We start from the raw sequence: 18,674 nt of genomic DNA on the forward strand, positions 1-18,674 counted from the left end.
GCCGGCGGAAGGTCCCTTTCGGACACTTCCGCCGGCCGTCCCCCGCACTGAACCCGGGCCCGCCGCCATCCGTTACGGGGCGGGCCGCTTCCCGTCGGAGGCGTCCTCGTCGTACGAGGAGGTGCCCTCGTCCAGCAGCGGCTCCTGCGTCTTGAGGTGCGCCGGGGCCAGCGCCCGCAGCGCGTGGTAGCCGGTGATGACGACCAGGGTGCCCAGGGCGATGCCGCTGAGGCTGAAGGTGTCGGTGAACTTCATGGTCACGTTGCCGATGCCGATGATGATGCCCGCCGCGGCCGGCACCAGGTTCAGCGGATTGCGCAGGTCCACCCCGGACTTGGTCCAGATCTGCGCGCCGAGCAGGCCGATCATGCCGTACAGGATGACGGTGATGCCGCCGAGCACCCCGCCGGGGATCGCGGCCACGATCGCGCCGAACTTCGGGCACAGGCCGAACAGCAGCGCGAAGCCGGCGGCGCACCAGTAGGCGGCCGTGGAGTAGACCCGGGTGGCGGCCATGACGCCGATGTTCTCCGAGTACGTGGTGTTCGGCGGGCCGCCGACCGCGGTGGAGAGCATGGAGCCGATGCCGTCGGCGGAGATCGCGGTGCCCAGCTTGCCGTCCAGGTTCGAGCCGGTCATCTCGCCGACCGCCTTGACGTGCCCGGCGTTCTCCGCGACCAGCGCGATCACCACGGGCAGCGCGACCAGGATCGCCGACCACTGGAAGGACGGGCCGTGGAAGGTCGGCAGGCCGATCCAGTCCGCCTTGCCGACGCCCGACAGGTCCAGGCGCCAGTGGTCGGTCAGCTGCCCGGCGCCGTCCACCGAGTGGATCTTCCCGAAGACCCGGTCGAACAGCCAGGAGATCCCGTAGCCGAAGAGCAGCCCCAGGAAGATCGCCACCCGCGACCAGAAGCCGCGCAGGCACACCACGGCCAGGCCGGTGAACAGCATCACCAGCAGCGCCGTCCACTGGTCCTGCGGCCAGTACACCGAGGCGGTCACCGGGGCGAGGTTGAAGCCGATCAGCATGACCACCGCGCCGGTGACGATCGGCGGCATCGCGGCGTGGATGATCCGCGCCCCGAACCGCTGGACCGCCACGCCCACCAGGAACAGCACCACGCCCACCACGAACACCGCGCCGGTCACCGTCGCGCTGGTGCCGCCCTGCGCCCGGATCACCGCGGCCACGCCCACGAAGGACAGCGAGCAGCCCAGGTAGCTGGGCACCCGGCCCTTGGTGGCCAGCAGGAAGATCACGGTCGCCACGCCGGACATCATGATCGCGAGGTTGGGGTCGAGCCCCATCAGCACGGGCGCCACGAAGCTCGCCCCGAACATCGCCACCACGTGCTGGGCGCCGAGCCCTACCGTGCGGGGCCAGGAGAGCCGTTCGTCGGGGCGGACGACCGCCCCCGGCGCGGGCGTGCGCCCGTCACCGTGCAGCTTCCAGCGCACGCCGAGATCCATGGTGAGGTTTCGCTTTCTCTGTACTTCCGGGGACCGTCCGCACCATTCTCCCGGCCGCCGGGGCGTCCCGGCGATCACACGCACCCGCGTGAGCTGCGGAGACGTGGGGAGGGGCCTGACGGGCCCGGTGCTGTCGGGGATCTTACGGCCACCGTCCGCGCGGCCCGGATCCGGCCGGGGCCGGACGCCCGGGACGTGGTCATCGAGAAGGTCGTCATCGAGACCCGCCGACCGGCGAGGACGCCCGGCCGGCGAGGGCGTCCAGCGGCCCACGCCCCGGACGCTCACCCCGGACGCCCACCACGGCTGGCTCAGCCCTCGCGCCGGCTCCACTCACGGGCCCCCGGCGGATAGTCGTAGCCCGGCCGCGCGGCGCCCGCGCTGGTGCGGAACGGCGTGCCGGCGCCCGCGTCGACGCGCACCGTTCCCCGGCGCCCGCCGCTGGACCAGTCCAGGGTGAGGTCCCAGCGCACGTCGTGCGCCCGGGTGCGCACGGTGACGTAGAGGACTTCGGGGTCGGACTCGCTGACCTTGCGCGGGAAGTCCCGCTGCCCGCGCCGGGCGGCGACCGTCGGGCTGCCGCTGTCCAGGTCGACGTCGAAGGAGGCGCTCTCCACGTCGCTGCCGCAGCCCGACCCCATCGCGTAGTCGTTCCAGGCGAGCGGCGCGCCCTTGGTGACGACCCGTACGTGCAGCGCCTCCAGGACGACGGTGTCCTTCCCGGTGCCCTGGACGGTCAGCGCGACCCGCTGCTCGTCGGAGGCGACCGCGCCGTTGGCCGCCGCCCAGCGCGGCGCGTCCTGCTCGCCGGCGGGCGGACCGACCTGCTGGGGCGGCTTGTTGACCAGGAAGTGCTGGTAGCACGGGTTGTCGTAGACGTAGGGGCGGGTCGTGACCCGCAGTGGATCGGCGGTGGTGGCGGCGGTGGGGGCGGCCGGGGAGCCGGTGGAGGCCGTGGCGGAGGTGCCCGTCGCGGTGGAGCCGGTGGGGGCGGGGGCGGAGGGCGCGGGGCTCCCCTCGTCCGGGGGAGCGGGGGAGAGGCCCGCCGGGGAGGGCCAGGCGGTGCCCGGCTGCTCGGCGGCCGTGCTCGCGCCGCCGCTCCCGCTCCCGCTCCCGTCCCTGTTCCCGTCCCCGCCGACGGGCGCGAGGCTGAGCGCCACCGCGCCCAGCACGGCCGCCGCCGCGACCGCGGCCACCAGCACGCCGCGCCGGCCCCGGCGCGGCGCGGGCCGCTCGGGCACCACGCCGACGGTGACCGGGCCGTCCGGGCCGTTCTCCGGGCCGTCCCCGGGTCCGTCCTGCACTAACGGCGTCACATCCGGTACGGGCTCCGGCTCCGGCTCCGTCGTCGCCGCCGCGCCCGCCGCCGCCCCTGCCTCCGGCCGGGCCCGGCGCGCCGCGTCCGCCAGGATCCAGCGCCGGTGCAGCTCCGTCAGCTCCTGCGGCGTCGCCCGGCACAGCCGCGCCAGGCGGTCCAGCGGCGCGAACCCGGTGGGCACCACGGCGCCGATGCAGTACCGGTGCAGCGTCGAGGTGCTCATGTGCAGGCGCTTGGCCAGCGCCCCGTAGCTGAGCCCCGAACGCTCCTTCAGCTCCCCCAGCAGTGCCGCGAGATCGTCCGCCGCCGAGCTCCCCGTCGTCCGCGGCTGTTCCATCGCGCATCCCCCACGTCTCATCCCCGCGTTCCAGGGCCCCCGCATTCCCCCTGCTCAGGGCCCGTTCCAGTGTCCCACCGTCCCGAACCGGCCGTTGACCGTGGCGGCTGGGACGGATCACCGGGCAAGCTCCGGCCATCCAAGCACCACACCGGCCCGAGCACCGAAGGGGACACGGCCACATGCCCGGCATCCGCACCTCCCGCACCTCCCGCACCCGCCTCCTGACCGCCGTCGCGGGCGTGGCGGTCGCCGCGCTCTCGCTGAGCGCGTGCAACGACGACGCGGCGGACACGGGCGGCAAGGGGACGTCGGCGGCCTCCCCGGCGCCCGCCGCCCCCGCCGCCCCCGCCGCGAGCGCCCCCGCCCCGGCCGCCTCCCCCGCACCGGCCCAGACCGGCGCCCCCGCCCCCGCCCCCGCCGCCCCCGCCGCGAGCGCCCCCGCCCCGGCCGCCTCCCCCGCACCGGCCCAGACCGGCGCCCCCGCCCCCGCCCCCGCCAAGCCCTCCGCGAAGGCCCCCACCGCCGCCCCGAAGCCCCCGGCGGCCGCCGACGGCAAGGCCGTCACCTGCGAGGGTTCCGTCACCAGGACCGTCGCGGCGATGCTGCCGCGCCCGATCAACCACCTGCTGCTGACCGTCACCAACACCGGTAGCGCCCCTTGCCACCTCTACGGCTACCCGGCCGTACGCTTCGGCGAGGCCCAGTCGGTGCCGCCGGTCATCGAGGACTCCAAGCCGCAGGCCGTCGTCACGCTGAAGCCGGGCGAGTCCGGCTACGCCTCGGTGAGCCTGTCCGCCGCCGACGGCAGCGGCGGCCGGGGCCGCACCGAGACTTCACTGGCCGTCTACTTCCAGGGCCCCTCCGGCGGCGAGAGTGTCGGCGCGGGAAGCAACCCTTCGCTGCCGCCGAAGGGTCTTCACATCGACGACTCGCTCAAGGTCACCTACTGGCAGCACGACCTGGACGTCGCCGTCACCTGGTAGTCCCCGGCCGCGGCGGCCGGGACGGCACCCCCACGGTGCCGGTCCGCCCCCGCCGGGGAGGGCGACGCTCCGCGATCGTCAGATCGCCTGCTGTCATATGCTTGTCATATACATCTTTACCTCTGAGGGGGGTGCGTGGAGTTCCGACTGCTGGGCTCGGTGGCCGTGGTGGCCGCGGACGGCCGGGAGCTTCCGGCCGGATCGGCCAAACGACGCAGCCTGCTGGCCATGCTGCTGCTCCACCCCGGAGCACCCGTCACCGTCGAACGGCTCACCGAGACCCTCTGGGACGAGGAGCCGCCCCGGCACTCGCGCACCGTCATCCACAACCACGTCTCCGGGCTGCGCTCCCTGCTCACCGCCCACGACGCCCCCGCCGCCGGCATCGAGCTCGTCACCGACAACGGCGCCTACCGGCTGCGGGTGCCCGACCAGGCGGTGGACACCGTACGGTTCGAGCGCCTGGTGGCCCGCGCCCGCGCCCTGGACGACGCCGGCGAGGCCGCCGCCGCCCTGCGCGAGGCCCTCGCCCTGTGGCGGGGCCCGGCCCTCGCCGGCACCACGGCCGGCCTGCCGCTGCGGTGCGCCGCCCAGGCCCTGGAGGAACTGCGGCTGACCGCCGCCGAGGAACTGGCCCGCGCCCACGGCCGGCTCGGCGACCACGGCACGGCCGCGAACCTGCTGCACACCGAAGCCACCGCCAACCCGCTGCGGGAACCGCTGGTCGCCGAACTCGTGCACGCCCTCGGCCGCGCGGGGCGCCGCTCGGAAGCCCTGGACTGGTACCACCGCACCCGCCGCGCCCTGGCCGAGGAACTCGGCATCGACCCCGGGCCGGAACTCACCGACGCCTACGACCGCCTGCTGCGCGCCGACGTGCCGCAGCGCGCCGACGTGCTGCCGGGCCGCTCCCACCGGGTGCCGCCCGCCCGGCTGCCCGGCGGCCAGCAGCCGCCGCAGCGCCCGGGGGCCGACCGGGTCCCGCCCGCGCGGGTCGCCACCGTCGGCGGCCTGGCCTCCGTCCCCGACCAGCGGCCCGCACCCGCCGCCGTGCCGGTCGCCGCGCTGCCGTCCGCCGCGCTGCCGTCCCCTGCCGGACCGGGACCCGCCGCCGTACCCGAACCCGCGCCGCCCGCCGCCGCACCGGCACCCGCCGACGAGCCGCAGCCCGCGCCCGCGCCCGCGCCCGCCCTCGCCCCCGCGCCGACCGTCCTCGTCCGCCCCCCGGCGGTGCCCGCCGCCGACGCCGGCCCGCAGCACACCCCCTGGCCCTTCCCCCGCCGCCCGCGCGGCTTCGCCGGCCGGGAGGACGAACTGGCCGCACTGGACCGGGCCACCGCCACCCCCGGCGCCGTCGCCGTGCTCACCGGCGGCGCCGGCGTCGGCAAGACCACCCTCGCCCTGTACTGGGCCCACCGCCGCCGGCAGGACTTCCCCGACGGCCGGCTCTTCGTCGACCTGTGCGGCCACAGCCCGCTGCCCGAACGCGACACCGCCGCCGTCCTGCGCGAACTGCTGCTCGCCCTGGGCCTGCCCGCCGAGCGGATGCCCGCCACCCCCGAGGCGATGGCCGCCCGCTACCGGGAACTGACCGCCACCCGGCGGATGCTGATCGTCCTGGACAACGCCCGCCGCTCCGACCAGGTCCGCCCGCTGCTGCCCGACGGCGACGACTGCGTCACCCTGGTCACCAGCCGCGACCGGCTCGGCGGCCTGGTCGCCTCCGACGCCGCCCGCCCCGTACCGCTCGCCGAACTCTCCTCCCCGCAGGCCGTCACCCTGCTCGCCGCCACCCTCGGCCCCGACCTGGTCGCCGCCGAACCCGAGGCCGCCGCCCGCCTCGCCGGCCTGTGCGACGGCCTGCCGCTGGCCCTGCGGCTGGCCGCCGCCCGCCTCGCCACCGGCCCGGCCCGCGCGCTGGCCGCCCTCGCCGACGAACTCGCCGACGAGCAGAACCGCCTGGGCCTGCTCGACGTCGAGGACACCAGCGTCGCCGCGGCCCTCGCCCTGACCGTCCAGCACCTGAGCGAACCCGCGAGCCGGATGCTGCGCCGCCTCGGCGCCCACACCGGCGCCACCCTCGACAGCCGCACCGCCGCCGCGCTGGCCGGCTGCCGCCCCGAGGAGGCCGCCGCCGCACTGGCCCAACTGGCCACCGCCCACCTGATCGTCCAGATCGGCCGGGACGCCTACACCCTGCACGACCTGGTCCGCCTCTACGCCCGCAGCCTGCCCGGCGACACCGACACCGAGGTGCTGCCCCGACTGCTCGACCACCTGCTCAACACCCTCCTCAGCGCCTGCGCCGCCGCCGAACCGGGCAGCGAACCCTGCTGCGCCCTGCCGCCCGGCACCCGCCGCCCCGCCGAGGTTCGGCCCTTCCCCGACCGGGCGAGCGCGCTCGCCTGGTACGCCGCCGAACGCGACACCCTGCGCGGCGCGGTCGAGGCGGCGGTCGCCGCCGGACTGCACGACCGCGCCTGGCGCCTGGTGCTGCTCCAGTGGCCGCTGATCGTCTGGCAGGTCAGGGACGGCTGGGCGCCGCTGCTCGAACACGGCCTGGCCGCCGCCGAGGCCGACCGCGACCCCGGCGCCCAGTCCCGCGCCCGGGCCCTGCTGGGCTGGGTGCTGCTGGAGGAGGGCCGCCCCGACCAGGCCCTCGTCCACCTGGAACGCGCCCCCGACCTCGCCGCCCGGGCCGGCGACGGCACCGCCCAGGCCGTCGCCCTGGTCAACCACGCCCTCGCCCTCGCCCGCCACGGCGACCGGGCCGGCCGGGCCCGGGTGAGCGGACTGCTGCTGAAGGCCCTGTCACTGGCCGAACGGGCCGGACGCGCCGACCTGGTGGCCCTCGCCCGCCAGCACCTGGCGGCCGAGTGCCTGGCCGCCGGCGCCGCCGAGGAGGCCGCCCACCACGCCGCCCGCGGCCTGGCCGTCGCCGAACCGCCCTTCCCGGTCACCCGCCGAGTGGTCCTGCAGACCCTCTACGGCCGCGCGCTGGCCGCCACCGGCCACCCCGAGGAGGCCGCCCGCCACCTCGGCGCCGCGCTGCGCACCGCCCGTGAACACCAGTACGAGGAAGGGGAGTCGGAGGCGGGTGCGGCGCTGCGCGCCCTGTCGGCCGGCAGCGCCGCGGCGGCCGCGGTCGCCGCCACCGCCGCGGCCGTCGCCACCTGACGGGCAGCCGGCCGGGCAGCCGGCCGCCCGGCCGGCGGCGGCACCGGCCGGCAGCACTGGCGGGCCGGCCCGCAGGGAAGGATGGACACCGGGGGGAGCCCGGGCAGCGGGCGAAGCCGGCACACCACCTGCCCGAGGGGGGACGCGCGATGACCACGCCGCCGGAGCCGAACCGTCAGACCGAGCTGCTGGAGCTGTACAAGCTCGCCGTGGAGATGGCCGACCGGGTCTCGGCCCGCCGGGGCAGCGCCAACACCTTCTTCCTGTCCGTGCAGACCGCGCTGGTCACCCTGATCGGCTTCGGGATACCCAAGCTGTCGGAGTCCCCGTGGTGGGTGGCGACGGCCGTCGCCCTGGCCGGCATCACCCTCTCCGGCGCCTGGTGGATGCAGCTGCGCAGCTACCGGGACCTCAACGGCGCCAAGTTCCGGGTCATCAACAGCCTGGAGGACAAGCTCTCCGCGCGGATCTACACCGACGAGTGGGACGTGCTGCGCAACGCCGCGGCGTCCGGCCGGCGGCGCCGGCACTACACCGAACTCGGCACCACCGAACGGCTCGTGCCGATGATATTCGCGGTGGCCCACCTGATCCTGCTCACCGGCACGCTCGCCACCGGCACACTGGCCGTATGAGCCACCTCGATCCCATCGCCGAACTGATCCGCTCCTGCCTGCCCACGGAGGCCACGCCTCCCGCCGGCTCCGACGACCTCTTCCGCATCTACGCCGTGCTGCTCCAGGCCAAGGGCGAGCAGGTCACCGACGAGGACGTCCACAACGCCTGGACGGCCTGGACCCAGAGCACCGACGACAGCCACAAGGCCCTGGTGGCCTTCCGCGACCTCGACGCCCGCACCCGCGCCCTGGACGCCCCGTACACCCACGCCATCCGCACCGCCGCCCGCCGGCTCCACGACCCGGCCGACCGTTAGGGAGTGTCCGACGATTCCCGCCGGGTGCGCGAACCGTCGGACACGCCCGAGGAGTCCGAGGGCCCCGCCGTGTCCGGCAGGTGCGGCGGGCGCCCGGCCCGGGCGCCGGGCTCCGGGTCGTACTGGGCGAGGCCGTGGCCGAGCGACCAGTCGACCGACGCGTTCTCGGTGAGGACGACGAACACGTTGCGGGGCTCGGTGCCCGCGTACGCGTGGGCGAGTTCGGCGATCCGGCGGTACAGGGCCCGCTTGCGCCCGGCCGGCCGCCCGGCGCGCAGGGTCACGGACACGTACACGATGCCCTCGTCCCGGTGCACGCCGAGGTAGCCGCCGTAGCGCAGCGTGCCGCTGACGCCGTCGTGGCCGGTCAGCACCTGGAAGTGGTCGTCGGCCGGGATGCCGATCGTCTCCTGCAGGGCCTGGTGCACGGCGCGCCCGAGGGCGTCCAGCCGCTCGGGGTCGGCCCCCAGCGCGTCGATGCGGACGAATGGCACGGCACGGCTCCTTCCCCGAGGTCCCTGAGGGCCTTGAGACTACCCCTGTACATACCAGTAGGTACAGAAGGGGGTGGTGGTCCGGCGGCGGCCCGGGTGGGGCCGCCGCCGGACCGGGGTCGGTTCAGGCGCCGGGCGCGGCGGCGGCCAGCTCGTCGACGGTGCCGGACATGACGGTGCGCAGGTGGCAGGTCAGGTGTTCGAGGGGCCAGTGCCACCAGGCGAGGTCCAGCAGGCGGGCGACGTCGGCCTCGTCGTGGCGCAGCCGGATCACCTTGGCGGGGTTGCCGCCGGCGACGGCGTAGTCGGGGACGTCGGAGGTGACGACGGATCCGGCGGCGACGATCGCGCCGTGGCCGATGCGCACCCCGGGCATGACGGTGACGCCGTGGCCGAGCCACACGTCGTGGCCGACCACGGTGTCGCCGCGTCCGGGCAGGCCGGTGATCAGGTCGACGTGCTCGGCCCAGGCGCCGCCCATGACGGGGAAGGGGAAGGTGGAGGGCCCGTCCATCCGGTGGTTGGCGCCGTTCATCACGAACCGCACCCCCGTGGCGAAGGCGCAGAACCGCCCGATGACGAGCTTCTCCGGCCCGTAGTGGTACAGCACGTTGCGGGTCTCGAACGCCGTCGGGTCGTCCGGGTCGTCGTAGTACGAGTACTCGCCCACCTCGATCAGCGGCGAGGTGACCAGCGGCTTGAGGAGGACCACCCGGGGCTGCCCGGGGACGGGGTGCAGCACGGTCGGGTCGGGCACGGCGGGGATCACGAGGGGCACCGCTTTCGCGTGGACGAGGGGTCTCGGGGCGCCGGGGCGCGCCGGTCCATGATCCACCGGGCGGGGCCGCCGTCCAGCGGATCCCCCGGTCCCGCCCGCACGCCCGGCCGGGATTCACGAAACCTCCACACGGCGTCACTGCATCGACGGGCCGGGGCGGGGTAGTCGGGGCGTTCGACCGTGCCGACTCGAGGAAGGACTCCGATGGTCACGACCACTGGTGAACTGACCGCCTCCGCCGCTTCGCCGACGGAGGACCCGTCCCGCACGGCCGCCTCCGCCACAGCGGGGCTGCGCGACCTGCTGCCACCGGAACTCGCCGCGGCCGGCGACCCGCGCGAGGTGGCGCCCGCCGACGCCCGCGAGCTCACCCGGGTGCTGCTGCGCCGGCTCGCCTCGCTGGAGGAGGGCACCCGGGAGTACTCGTACGTGCGGGCCACCCTGGTGGAGATGAACCTGTCCCTGGTCAGGTACGCGATCCGCCGCTTCACCGCGCACCGCGAGCCGCAGGAGGACCTGCTGCAGGTCGGGGCGGTCGGCCTGATCAAGGCCATCGACCGGTTCGACCCCGAGCTGGGCGTCGAGTTCACCACCTTCGCGCTGCCCACCGTGCTCGGCGAGATCCGCCGGCACTTCCGCGACACCACCTGGGCCGTCCACGTGCCGCGCCGCCTCCAGGAGCTGCGGATCGTGCTGGCCAAGGCCCAGGACCGCCTGGCGCAGGAGCTGGACCGGGCCCCCACGGTGGCCGAGCTGGCCCGCCACCTGGAGATCTCCCAGGAGGAGGTGGTCGAGGGCCTGACCGCCGCGAACGGGCACACCGCGGGCTCCCTGGACATCAGCACCGAGGACGACGACCGCCCCGGCGGCCTGGGCGAGCGCTTCGGCGAGGAGGACCGGGACCTGTCCAAGGTGGAGGACCTGGTGGCGCTCAAGCCGCTGGTCGCCGCCCTGCCGGAGCGCGAGCGGCTGATCCTGTCGATGCGCTTCTGCGAGGACCTGACGCAGTCGCAGATCGGTGAGCGCCTGGGGGTGTCCCAGATGCACGTCTCCCGACTGCTCTCGCGCACCCTGCGGCGCCTGCGCGAGGGGCTGGAGAAGGACTGAGGGTGCCTGCCGCCCCCGCACCCGTTTGGCCGCGGGACTCCGCGTACGTAAGGTCGGAGGGCACGGACACGAGGGGACGACGATGATGCCATCCGACAACGACCAGCGGGCCCCCGGGCCGGCGGCCTCCCCGTACCGTGCGCAGCTGGCGGTGCGCACCCGCCACGCGGCGGCCGGTGCGGTGGTCTGCGCCCTGGCGGGCGACCTCGACATCGAGACGCTCGCCCCGGCGGCCGACACCCTCACCGCCCTGGTCGCGCAGCGGCCCGGCGCGGTGGTGATCGACCTCGCCGGGGTCGGCTTCTGCGACTCCTCCGGCCTGAACCTCCTGCTCAGGACCCGTCTGGCGGCGGGGGAGGAAGGCGTGGAGCTGCACCTGGCCGCGGTGCCGCCCACCGTGATGCGGGTCCTCGAACTGACCGGCACCCGGGCGGTGTTCTCCATCCACGCCTCGGCCGAGGAGGCCCTGGCGGCCTGAGCGGTCCCCGGTGCGCCGTACACGGTGCGCCGGGGACTGTGCCGTAGGGGGCGCGCACCCGGCGCCGGGGCAGGCATAATCCCGGGAGCGCCGGGAAACCGACCCTGCGAACCGCCGTCGATCCGAAAGGGTGCCCTCACATGACGATGAGCCGGGGAACCCTGGACGGCGAAGCGCACCGGGCCGGCCCGGTGCTGCCGCCCGGCGGCCAGCGCAGACGGCTGCCCCTGGCGGGGCTCCCCAAGCCGGTCGCCCGGGCCCGGGCCTTCACCGCCGAGGCCGTCGGCGACTGGTACCCGCCCGCCGGGGCGCCGCACGCCCACGAGGGCGTCGGCGAGGACGTCGTGCTGCTGGTGGCGGAGCTGGTGGCCAACGCCATGCTGCACGGTGACGGCCCGTCGGAGCTGGTCCTGCACGCCACCGGGCAGCGCCTGCGGGTGGAGGTCAGCGACCGCAGCCCGGTCATGCCCGTCCTGCGCCTGCCGCACGAGCCGGCCCTGCCCGGCGGCCACGGCCTGTTCATCGTGCAGCGCACCGCCGACCGCTGGGGCGCCGAACCGCACGGCCAGGGCAAGGCCGTCTGGGCCGAGTTCGACGCCCACCGGCTGACCCGGGACTGACCTTCCGGGACCGGCCCGGGCCGGGTGCGCAGGCCCGCACGGCGGCCGGCCGCCGCCCCGGGGCGGCGGCGACGGCCGACGGCCCAGCCGGCCGCGGGTCAGATGGCGCGGTTGCCGTAGAACGGGCCGTAGTAGAGCGCGTACTGGTCCCGGAACGGGGACTCCGGCTCCTCCAGCGCCCCGCTGTCGAGATCGGGGCTGTGCTTGATCTCCTCCCTGGTCCGGTCCACGTACACCTTCTGCTCCGCGACCTCGATGCGGATGACGGTGCCGGCCGGCAGCAGCACCCGCTTGCCGAAGATCCACGGGCCGGTGTCCACGACCAGGTACTGCGCCCCCACCTCCTCGGACAGCTTGTCCACCTTGCCGACGGAGCCGTCCACCGCCTCCACGTGGAACCCGATGAGGTCGGTACCGGCGCTGTGGCCGCTGGTGCTGCGGAACTCCCAGATGTCGACGTTCCCGCTCATGCGTTTCTCCCTTCCGTGGGCCGGGCCGGCGGGGTGCCGGGCCCGGCGCGGACGCGCGATGACCGGCTGCCCCGGACCGCCGCATCCATGCCGCCCCGTCGGACGCGCCGTCCGGCGGCCCCTGTGGGGTCCGTCACCGGCAGGAATGGCCGCGCCCCGCCGGGAAAAGCGAACAGGTGACCGGTGGCGCCCGTCCGGGCGCCCGCCGGCGGCCCCCGGCGAAGGGAAGAACGGCAGATGTGGTGGAGCCTGCTACGGCTGGCACTGGCGAGCGCCGCGGCGGTGCTCTTCGCGTACGGCCTGGACCGGATCACGCAGCTCGCGGGACGGCGCCTGGCCGCCCGCGCGGGCACCGCCGGCATACCCCTGGTGGTACGCCGCTGCCGGCTCCCGCTGCTGGCGCTGACGGCCTGTCTGCTCCTGCTCGCCGCCCTGCCCTGGATCGCCGCGCCGCCCGCCGCGAGCGAGGGGCTGCGCCACCTGGCGGTGATCCTCGCCATCGCCTCCGGCGGCTGGCTGTGCGCCCGGGTGGTGGCGCTGGTCGTGGACAGCACCCTGCGGCTGGCCGTGCACCGCCGCGACCCCGCCTGGGCCGGGCGCGCCCGCACCCAGGCCGACCTGCTCGGCCGGATCGGCCAGGCGATCGTCGCCGTGGTGACGCTGGGCGCGGTCCTGATGACCTTCCCGGCGGTGCGCGGCGTCGGCACGAGCCTGCTCGCCTCCGCCGGACTGGTCGGCGTGGTGGCGGGCGTCGCGGCCCAGAGCACCCTGGCCAACGTCTTCGCCGGCGTCCAGATGGCCTTCGGCGACCTCGCCCGGATCGGCGACGTGGTCGTGGTCGGCGGCGAGTGGGGCGAGGTGGAGGAGATCACCCTGACCGCCGTGGTGATCGCCACCTGGGACCAGCGGCGCCTGGTGATGCCGATGTCGTACTTCGTCGGCCGCCCGTTCGAGAACTGGTCCCGCCGCTCCAGCCGGATCACCGGCACCGCGCTGCTCCACCTCGACCACCACGCCCCGATCCCCCTGCTGCGCAAGGAGTTCGACGCCTTCCTGGCCGGCAACGAACTGTGGGACCGCGAGGGCAGCGCCCTCCAGGTGGTCGACACCACCCCCACCACCATCGTGGTGCGGGTGCTGGCCACCGCGGCGGACGGCGCCGACGCCTTCGAGCTGCGCTGCCAGCTGCGCGAGCACCTCATCGGCTACCTGCGCGACCACCACCCGTACGCCCTGCCCCGGCTGCCGGTGGCCCCGGCGCCCGGTTCCTCCCCGGACGCCGGGGACGGCGCCGACGGGCCGCCCCCGGTGCCGCGGCCGCGGGCCCGGCCCGGCGCGGACGGCGGGTGACCGGGGCCGTTCCGGGCCTCCCGCCAGGCCTCGCGGCCGGCCGTCCTCACCGGCCCTCGACCGCGCGGGCGTCGCCGGTCAGGGCGTAGCGGCGGCAGGCCAGCAGCTCCTCGCAGGTGCTGCCGAGCTCCTTGCCGAGCAGGTGCAGCACCGCCTCGGCGTCGCGGTCCGCGACGTAGCCCGGCGCGACCCGCAGGGCCAGCAGGCCCAGCTCCCGGAAGCCGCCGAGCACCTGCTGCTGCGCGTCCAGGCCCCGCGCGACGACGTGGCGCCAGGCCTCGACGTCGTGGCCGTCGGGGCTGCGGACGCCCTGGAGGTCGACCGGCGGCACGTCCGGGCGCTCCCGCAGCTCGGCGACGGCGTCGGCCACGGCGGCGCCCACCAGGGCGGGCTGCGGCGCCGCGCCGCCGGCTTCGGCGCGCACCCGGGCCAGCCGCTCGGTGATCAGGTCGGTGAGTTCGGCCAGCCGGCCGCGCAGGTCGACGACCGCCTGGACGGACAGCACCGGCCAGGCGTCCCAGCCGTGCGCGAGCTGCGGCCCGGCCTCGCGGCCGACGGTCTCCTCGATCGCCCCGGCCACCGCCGCGAGGTCCAGCAGCCGGTAGGCGGTGGGCCGGGAGAGGCCGAGCTCGGCCAGGGCGTAGGCGTCCCAGGAGGGGAAGCCGAGGGCCGTCCAGACCCGGCCGCGCCGGGCGGCGCGCACCCGCCGGGTCAGGACCAGGGCGGCGGTGCGCGGCTCCGCCACCGCGGCCCGCAGCTCGTCGGTCAGCCGCCTGGCCTCCGCCGCCTCCGCCGTGTCCGCCGGGCCGGCCGCTTCCGCCGCTTCCGCCGTTGCCGCCGGGTCGGTCGCGGGGTCCGGTTCGTGGGGGAGTGGTTCGCTCATGTGTGTGCTCTGCCCGCTGCCGAAAGTACGAATCAGGACGAATCGGGGCGAAGCCTGTCGTCGCGGGCGGCGTCCGTGGCGCCCCCGCCCGTCCCACCGCCCGTCCCACCGCTCTCCGCGCCGTTCTTCGTGCCGTTCTTCGTGCCGTTCTTCCCACTGCCCGGGGCGGCGTCCCGGTCGGCGGCATCCGGGCCCTCGGGCTCGCCCGGGAAGGAGACGTCGACCCGCTGCTCGGGCCGGCGCTCCTCCTGGCGGGCGACCGAGGACAGCACCGCCTGGTCGGCCTCCGTCAGCGGCGGCTGCAGCAGGCTGCGCGGCCACAGCCGCCGGGCGAGCACCACGTTCACCTCGGCCGCGTACACGGTGACCTGCGCCGCCAGGTAGATCCAGGACAGCAGCCCGATCACCGTCGCGAAGAACCCGTAGACCTGGCTCGCGTGCCGCAGCGCGTGGGTGACCAGCAGCGCGCCGCCCGCCTGCAGCGCGGTGAACAGCGGCCCGGCGAGCGCGCAGCCCGGCCACAGCGCCCGCAGCGGGACCTCGCGCGGGGTGAGCACCCGGAAGCAGGCCAGGCACAGCGCGGCGTTCACCAGCGCCGAGACCACCAGCCCCCCGATCCGGGCGGCCGTCCCGGCCAGCGTGCCGCCGACCAGCGAGGCGGCGGCGGTGCCCAGCACCAGCCCGCTGCCCAGCACCGCGAACAGCAGCAGGCTGCGCGCCAGCCGCGGCCAGTAGCCGGGCCGCTGCACCCCGGGCACGTTCCACACCTCGGCCATCGCGTGCTGCAGGACCTGCGCGATGCCCAGCGCCCCGTACAGCAGCCCCAGCGCGCCGATCAGCAACGCCAGGCCGCTGCCCGCCAGGGAGTGGACGTTCTGGCGCAGCTGGTCGCCGATGATCGGGAAGTCGGCGAGCGCGGAGTCCACGACCGCGCGCTGCGCGTCGGGGTGGCCGTGCAGGACGAAGCCGAGGGCGGTGCTGAGCAGGAGCAGCAGCGGGATCAGGGCGACGAAGCCGTAGTAGGTGATCAGGGCGGACAGCAGCCCGCCCCGGTCGTCCCCGTACTTGCGTACGACGCCGACCACCAGGCCGGTGGCCCGGTGGCGCTGCTGGAAGCCGTCCACGGCCCGCAGGCCCCGTTCGATGGGATTCACACCGCGCGTCTGCCCCCGGCGCCCGGCGCGACACCCGGGGATTGGTCCGCCGCCTCCCGGGCACCCGCGAGGCGCAACCCGCGAAGCGGGCACCCGCGAGGCGAGCGGGCGACGGACCACGAGGCGAGGAGCCGACGGTGAACGAGATCCCCCAGGGCGGCGCGGGCGGCGTGCCGCTGCACCACGACGGAGACGACGCCTCCAGCGACCCCCGGGCGCCGGGAGCCGGGCCGGGCGACGAGGAGCGGAGCACCGAGGAGCAGGGCGAGGCGACCACCGCCGAACCCGGCCGGGCCCGGCGGCTCGGCCCCGACGAGCGCACCGGGGACGGGGGCGACGGCGGGGCGGACGACGGGGACGGGGACGGGGACGGCGCCTGACTCCTTGAGCGGCGGGGGCCGGGCGCCGTCGCCCGCGGTCACGGCGTGCGGGTGACGGTGGAGGCGACCAGGCGCTCGGCCAGGCCCTCGCGGCCCAGCTCGCGGTACCAGCGGCGCTGGCGGTCGGCGCCGCTGCCCCGGAGCTCGAAGCCCCGCCACAGCTCCTCCACCCGCCCGGTGTCGCCGGTGGCCTCCAGACCGGGGGCGGCGTAGGCGCGCAGCTGCCCGACCACGGCCGCGGCCGGGCGGCAGGTGCCGTCGGGGGAGACCAGGTCGCCGTGCGTCCCGGTGCGGGCGGCGTGCCAGACGGCGGCGCGCAGCAGTTCGTCGGCGGCCTCCGGGCGCGGGCGCCCGGCCCGCTCCTCCAGCACGGCCGCGGCGACCAGGCCCCGGATCAGGCCGGCGAACAGTTCGGCGTCGGCGACCGTCAGCTGCACGTCCGTCGCCCGCACCTCCACCGTCGGGTAGCGCGCGGACAGCCGGGCCTGCCAGTAGAGCTGGCCGTCGTCGGCCACGACCCCGGCCGCGCGCAGCGCCGCCACCCGCCGCCGGTGGTCGGCGGCGTCGCGGAAGGCGGGCGGCGGGCCGCTCACCGCCCACTGGTCGAAGTGGACGGTCCGCCAGCTGGCGAAGCGGGTGTCGCGCCCGCGCCAGTAGGGCGAGTTGGCGCTGAGCGCGATCAGCACGGGCAGCCAGGGCCGCAGCCGTACCAGGGCGCCCACGCGCTCCTCCTCGTCGGCCACGCCGACGTGGACGTGCATGCCGTTCAGCATCAGGTCGTCGACCAGGGCGGGCGCCTGGCGCCGGGCCCGCCGGTAACGGGTGTCGTCGGTGACCGGCACCCCGCCGGCGGGAGCGAACGGGGCGGAGCCGACCGGGACGACCCGGCAGCCGTGCTGGGCGGCGGCCGCGTTCAGCGCCGCCCGCACCCGCGCCAGGTGGCGGCCCACCGCGGGGAGGTCCTCGCAGACCGGGGTGGCGCTCTCCACCTGGACCTGGAGCAGCTCGTGCTGCGCCTCCGGCGGGCGCAGCGCGGGCGCCAGCGAGGCGGTGGCCAGGACCTCGGCGGCGCGGGGCATCGGCGCGCCGTCGCGGGGGTCGACCAGCAGGTACTCTTCCTCGACTCCGAGTGTCAGCATGCCCGCTCGGCTACCCCGCCGGGCCGTTCGCACGCGGCCGGGCCACGACGGACCCCGCCCGTATCCCCGCACCCGGCCGGGCCCCGCCCGGCTCCCCGCACCCGGCCGGGCCCCGCCCGGATCCCCGCAGCCGGCCGGGCCCCGCCCGTACCGCGAACCCCTGCGGCAGGTACAACTACTTGCCACGACCCAGGGGAGGAAACCGAAGGTGACCGACGCGACGACCCCCGCGGCCACGGCCGCCCCCCACCACGACCACTACCCCACCCTCGCCGAACTCGACGACACCGCACGCCGGCTGGCCACCCGGTGGCCCGACCTGTGCCGGGTGCGCACCGTCGGCACCTCCCGCGCCGGCCGCCCCCTGACCCTGCTCACCGTCGGCCACGGCCCCCACGACGTCCTGGTCGTCGCCGGCGCCCACGCCGACGAGTTCGCCGCCCGCACCGCCGTCACCGACCTCGCCCACCACGCCCTCACCCGCCCGCACCCCGACCTCACCTGGCACTTCCTGCTCTGCCTCGACCCCGACGGCGCCCACCTCGCCGACGGCAGCCGCACCGCCCGCACCCTGCCCGCCTACTTCGCCCACTACTACCGCCCCGCCGCCGAGGACCAGCCCGAATGGGCCCCCGCCATCGGCGCCGACCTCCCCGAGAGCCGCGCCCTCCTCGACCTCGTCGACGAACTGCGCCCCACCCTCCAGTTCTCCCTGCACAGCACCGACGTCGGCGGCACCTTCGTCCAGGCCACCAGCGACCCCACCGCCCTCGCCCACCCCTTCGCCCGCTCCGCCGCCCACCTCGGCATCCCCGTCGAGACCGGCGCCTTCGACACCTTCCACCTGCACGAATCCGGCCCCGGCGTCTACCTGATGACCCCCCACCACATCGACCACCAGGAACGCACCACCGGCATGCTCACCCCCCACCAGGGCGACCGCGGCCGCTCCGGCACCTGGTTCGCCCCGCAACGCCACGGCGGCGAGACCGTCCTCGTCGAAGTCCCCGCCTTCACCAGCGCCCACCTCGGCGACCACCGCCCCGCCGACGACGTCCACCGCCACCTGCGCACCACCGCCGACCGCCTGCGCCACCGCGGCACCCTCCTCACCGCACTCCTCGACGCCGCCCTGCCCCACCTGCGCCACCCCGACACCCCACTGCTGCGCGCCGCCCGCACCCCGCTGACCGCCCTGCACCAGCTCGCCGACGCCTGGGACCCCGAGGTCCACGGACACGACCTCCTGCACACCCCGATGACCCGCGCCCGCCTCACCGGCATCGACCTGTGGGCCCACCGCGTGCCGGTGCGCGCCGCCGCCCTGCTGCGCCGCGCCGTCCGGGTGGCCGGCGCCCCCGCCGCCCGCGAGGCCGCCCGCCTCGACCACCTCCTGCGGGACTGGTGCGCCCAGTACCAGCGGCGCTTCGAACCGGTCTGGCTGCCGGTCGCCCACCAGGGCGCCCACCAGGCCAACACCGTGCGCGCGGCCGTCGCCCTGCGCCACCCGGCGCCCTGACGCCCGGCCCCCGGCCGCCCACCGCCCGCCGCACCCCTACCTGTACCCGCGCCCGCGTCCCGGGGGCGGGACGCGGG

The 18,674-nt window shown here is 76.4% G+C and carries 17 protein-coding genes and 1 pseudogene; 10 read left to right on the top strand and 8 right to left on the bottom strand.

The features are described 5' to 3' along the window. Positions 1-72: 72 nt before the first annotated feature. Both ACFY0X_RS15685 and ACFY0X_RS15690 read right to left on the bottom strand, forming a co-directional pair. On the bottom strand, positions 73-1,473 hold the full coding sequence (locus tag ACFY0X_RS15685) for a uracil-xanthine permease family protein (RefSeq protein ID WP_387754356.1): 1,401 nt from the start codon (positions 1,471-1,473) through the stop codon (positions 73-75). A 311-nt stretch (positions 1,474-1,784) separates the two neighbouring features. Next, positions 1,785-3,128 (bottom strand): helix-turn-helix domain-containing protein, encoded by a 1,344-nt coding sequence (locus ACFY0X_RS15690; protein WP_387754359.1) that lies wholly within the window; start codon positions 3,126-3,128, stop codon positions 1,785-1,787. Positions 3,129-3,310: 182 nt separating this feature from the next. Here ACFY0X_RS15690 and ACFY0X_RS15695 point away from each other — a divergent pair, with 182 nt between their 5' ends. The 4 genes from ACFY0X_RS15695 (at position 3,311) to ACFY0X_RS15710 (ending at position 8,225) form a co-directional block, all read left to right on the top strand. Beyond that, a complete protein-coding gene (locus ACFY0X_RS15695; RefSeq protein WP_387754361.1) occupies positions 3,311-4,114 on the top strand; it encodes a DUF4232 domain-containing protein in 804 nt (267 codons plus the stop codon). Between the two features lie 135 nt (positions 4,115-4,249). Further along, positions 4,250-7,291 carry a BTAD domain-containing putative transcriptional regulator gene (locus tag ACFY0X_RS15700; protein WP_387754364.1) on the top strand — a complete coding sequence of 1,014 codons (3,042 nt, stop codon included), beginning with the start codon at positions 4,250-4,252 and terminating at the stop codon, positions 7,289-7,291. Positions 7,292-7,440: 149 nt separating this feature from the next. Further along, positions 7,441-7,926, top strand: coding sequence for a hypothetical protein (locus tag ACFY0X_RS15705; RefSeq protein ID WP_387754367.1), 486 nt, complete (start codon positions 7,441-7,443; stop codon positions 7,924-7,926). Next, positions 7,923-8,225 (top strand): hypothetical protein, encoded by a 303-nt coding sequence (locus ACFY0X_RS15710; RefSeq protein WP_387754370.1) that lies wholly within the window; start codon positions 7,923-7,925, stop codon positions 8,223-8,225. Before ACFY0X_RS15705 ends, ACFY0X_RS15710 begins: the two co-directional genes overlap by 4 nt. 104 nt (positions 8,226-8,329) lie before the next feature. On the opposite strand, the pseudogene ACFY0X_RS15715 reads toward ACFY0X_RS15710, so the two are convergent. Next, positions 8,330-8,719: pseudogene (locus ACFY0X_RS15715) on the bottom strand (tautomerase family protein); the annotation flags it as partial. A 124-nt stretch (positions 8,720-8,843) separates the two neighbouring features. Continuing rightward, entirely contained in the window at positions 8,844-9,485 is a 642-nt protein-coding gene (locus tag ACFY0X_RS15720; RefSeq protein ID WP_387754909.1) for a CatB-related O-acetyltransferase, read from the bottom strand. 216 nt (positions 9,486-9,701) lie between these two features. Between ACFY0X_RS15720 and ACFY0X_RS15725 the strand changes: the two genes are divergently transcribed. The 3 genes from ACFY0X_RS15725 to ACFY0X_RS15735 all read left to right on the top strand — a co-directional run bounded on the left by ACFY0X_RS15725 (position 9,702) and on the right by ACFY0X_RS15735 (position 11,702). Continuing rightward, positions 9,702-10,604, top strand: a complete 903-nt coding sequence (locus ACFY0X_RS15725) for a SigB/SigF/SigG family RNA polymerase sigma factor (RefSeq protein WP_387754373.1) — start codon at positions 9,702-9,704, stop codon at positions 10,602-10,604. An 82-nt stretch (positions 10,605-10,686) separates the two neighbouring features. Continuing rightward, a complete protein-coding gene (locus ACFY0X_RS15730; RefSeq protein WP_387754376.1) occupies positions 10,687-11,082 on the top strand; it encodes an STAS domain-containing protein in 396 nt (131 codons plus the stop codon). Between the two features lie 140 nt (positions 11,083-11,222). Continuing rightward, positions 11,223-11,702, top strand: coding sequence for an ATP-binding protein (locus ACFY0X_RS15735; protein WP_387754379.1), 480 nt, complete (start codon positions 11,223-11,225; stop codon positions 11,700-11,702). Between the two features lie 98 nt (positions 11,703-11,800). Here ACFY0X_RS15735 and ACFY0X_RS15740 read toward each other — a convergent pair whose 3' ends face one another. After that, positions 11,801-12,172 (bottom strand): PRC-barrel domain-containing protein, encoded by a 372-nt coding sequence (locus ACFY0X_RS15740; protein ID WP_387754381.1) that lies wholly within the window; start codon positions 12,170-12,172, stop codon positions 11,801-11,803. A 237-nt stretch (positions 12,173-12,409) separates the two neighbouring features. Between ACFY0X_RS15740 and ACFY0X_RS15745 the strand changes: the two genes are divergently transcribed. After that, complete coding sequence (locus ACFY0X_RS15745) at positions 12,410-13,522, top strand: mechanosensitive ion channel family protein (RefSeq protein ID WP_387754384.1); 1,113 nt, start codon at positions 12,410-12,412, stop codon at positions 13,520-13,522. 46 nt (positions 13,523-13,568) lie between these two features. On the opposite strand, the gene ACFY0X_RS15750 is transcribed toward ACFY0X_RS15745, so the two are convergent. Together ACFY0X_RS15750 and ACFY0X_RS15755 are read right to left on the bottom strand one after the other, a co-directional pair. Then, complete coding sequence (locus ACFY0X_RS15750) at positions 13,569-14,405, bottom strand: hypothetical protein (RefSeq protein WP_387754386.1); 837 nt, start codon at positions 14,403-14,405, stop codon at positions 13,569-13,571. A 32-nt stretch (positions 14,406-14,437) separates the two neighbouring features. Beyond that, entirely contained in the window at positions 14,438-15,559 is a 1,122-nt protein-coding gene (locus ACFY0X_RS15755) for a YihY/virulence factor BrkB family protein (protein ID WP_387754389.1), read from the bottom strand. A gap of 137 nt (positions 15,560-15,696) precedes the next feature. Between ACFY0X_RS15755 and ACFY0X_RS15760 the strand changes: the two genes are divergently transcribed. Continuing rightward, the gene (locus ACFY0X_RS15760) at positions 15,697-15,939 is read left to right on the top strand and encodes a hypothetical protein (protein ID WP_387754391.1); all 243 of its coding nucleotides are present in this window, start codon (positions 15,697-15,699) and stop codon (positions 15,937-15,939) included. A 38-nt stretch (positions 15,940-15,977) separates the two neighbouring features. Here the strand turns inward: ACFY0X_RS15760 and ACFY0X_RS15765 are convergent, their stop codons facing one another. Further along, the gene (locus tag ACFY0X_RS15765; RefSeq protein WP_387754393.1) at positions 15,978-17,078 is read right to left on the bottom strand and encodes a glutamate--cysteine ligase; all 1,101 of its coding nucleotides are present in this window, start codon (positions 17,076-17,078) and stop codon (positions 15,978-15,980) included. 208 nt (positions 17,079-17,286) lie between these two features. Between ACFY0X_RS15765 and ACFY0X_RS15770 the strand changes: the two genes are divergently transcribed. After that, positions 17,287-18,597, top strand: coding sequence for a M14 family zinc carboxypeptidase (locus ACFY0X_RS15770; protein ID WP_387754396.1), 1,311 nt, complete (start codon positions 17,287-17,289; stop codon positions 18,595-18,597). Positions 18,598-18,674: the final 77 nt, after the last annotated feature.

It is taken from the genome of Kitasatospora sp. NPDC001547 (genome assembly GCF_042894165.1).
Classification (GTDB): domain Bacteria; phylum Actinomycetota; class Actinomycetes; order Streptomycetales; family Streptomycetaceae; genus Kitasatospora.

Bases quoted from the DNA above. Each gene is read 5' to 3' on its own strand.
- ACFY0X_RS15685 (WP_387754356.1), bottom strand. From the start codon at position 1,473: ATGGATCTCGGCGTGCGCTGGAAGCTGCACGGTGACGGGCGCACGCCC.
- ACFY0X_RS15690 (WP_387754359.1), bottom strand. From the start codon at position 3,128: ATGGAACAGCCGCGGACGACGGGGAGCTCGGCGGCGGACGATCTCGCG.
- ACFY0X_RS15695 (WP_387754361.1), top strand. From the start codon at position 3,311: ATGCCCGGCATCCGCACCTCCCGCACCTCCCGCACCCGCCTCCTGACC.
- ACFY0X_RS15705 (WP_387754367.1), top strand. From the start codon at position 7,441: ATGACCACGCCGCCGGAGCCGAACCGTCAGACCGAGCTGCTGGAGCTG.
- ACFY0X_RS15710 (WP_387754370.1), top strand. From the start codon at position 7,923: ATGAGCCACCTCGATCCCATCGCCGAACTGATCCGCTCCTGCCTGCCC.
- ACFY0X_RS15725 (WP_387754373.1), top strand. From the start codon at position 9,702: ATGGTCACGACCACTGGTGAACTGACCGCCTCCGCCGCTTCGCCGACG.
- ACFY0X_RS15730 (WP_387754376.1), top strand. From the start codon at position 10,687: ATGATGCCATCCGACAACGACCAGCGGGCCCCCGGGCCGGCGGCCTCC.
- ACFY0X_RS15735 (WP_387754379.1), top strand. From the start codon at position 11,223: ATGACGATGAGCCGGGGAACCCTGGACGGCGAAGCGCACCGGGCCGGC.
- ACFY0X_RS15740 (WP_387754381.1), bottom strand. From the start codon at position 12,172: ATGAGCGGGAACGTCGACATCTGGGAGTTCCGCAGCACCAGCGGCCAC.
- ACFY0X_RS15745 (WP_387754384.1), top strand. From the start codon at position 12,410: ATGTGGTGGAGCCTGCTACGGCTGGCACTGGCGAGCGCCGCGGCGGTG.
- ACFY0X_RS15750 (WP_387754386.1), bottom strand. From the start codon at position 14,405: ATGAGCGAACCACTCCCCCACGAACCGGACCCCGCGACCGACCCGGCG.
- ACFY0X_RS15765 (WP_387754393.1), bottom strand. From the start codon at position 17,078: ATGCTGACACTCGGAGTCGAGGAAGAGTACCTGCTGGTCGACCCCCGC.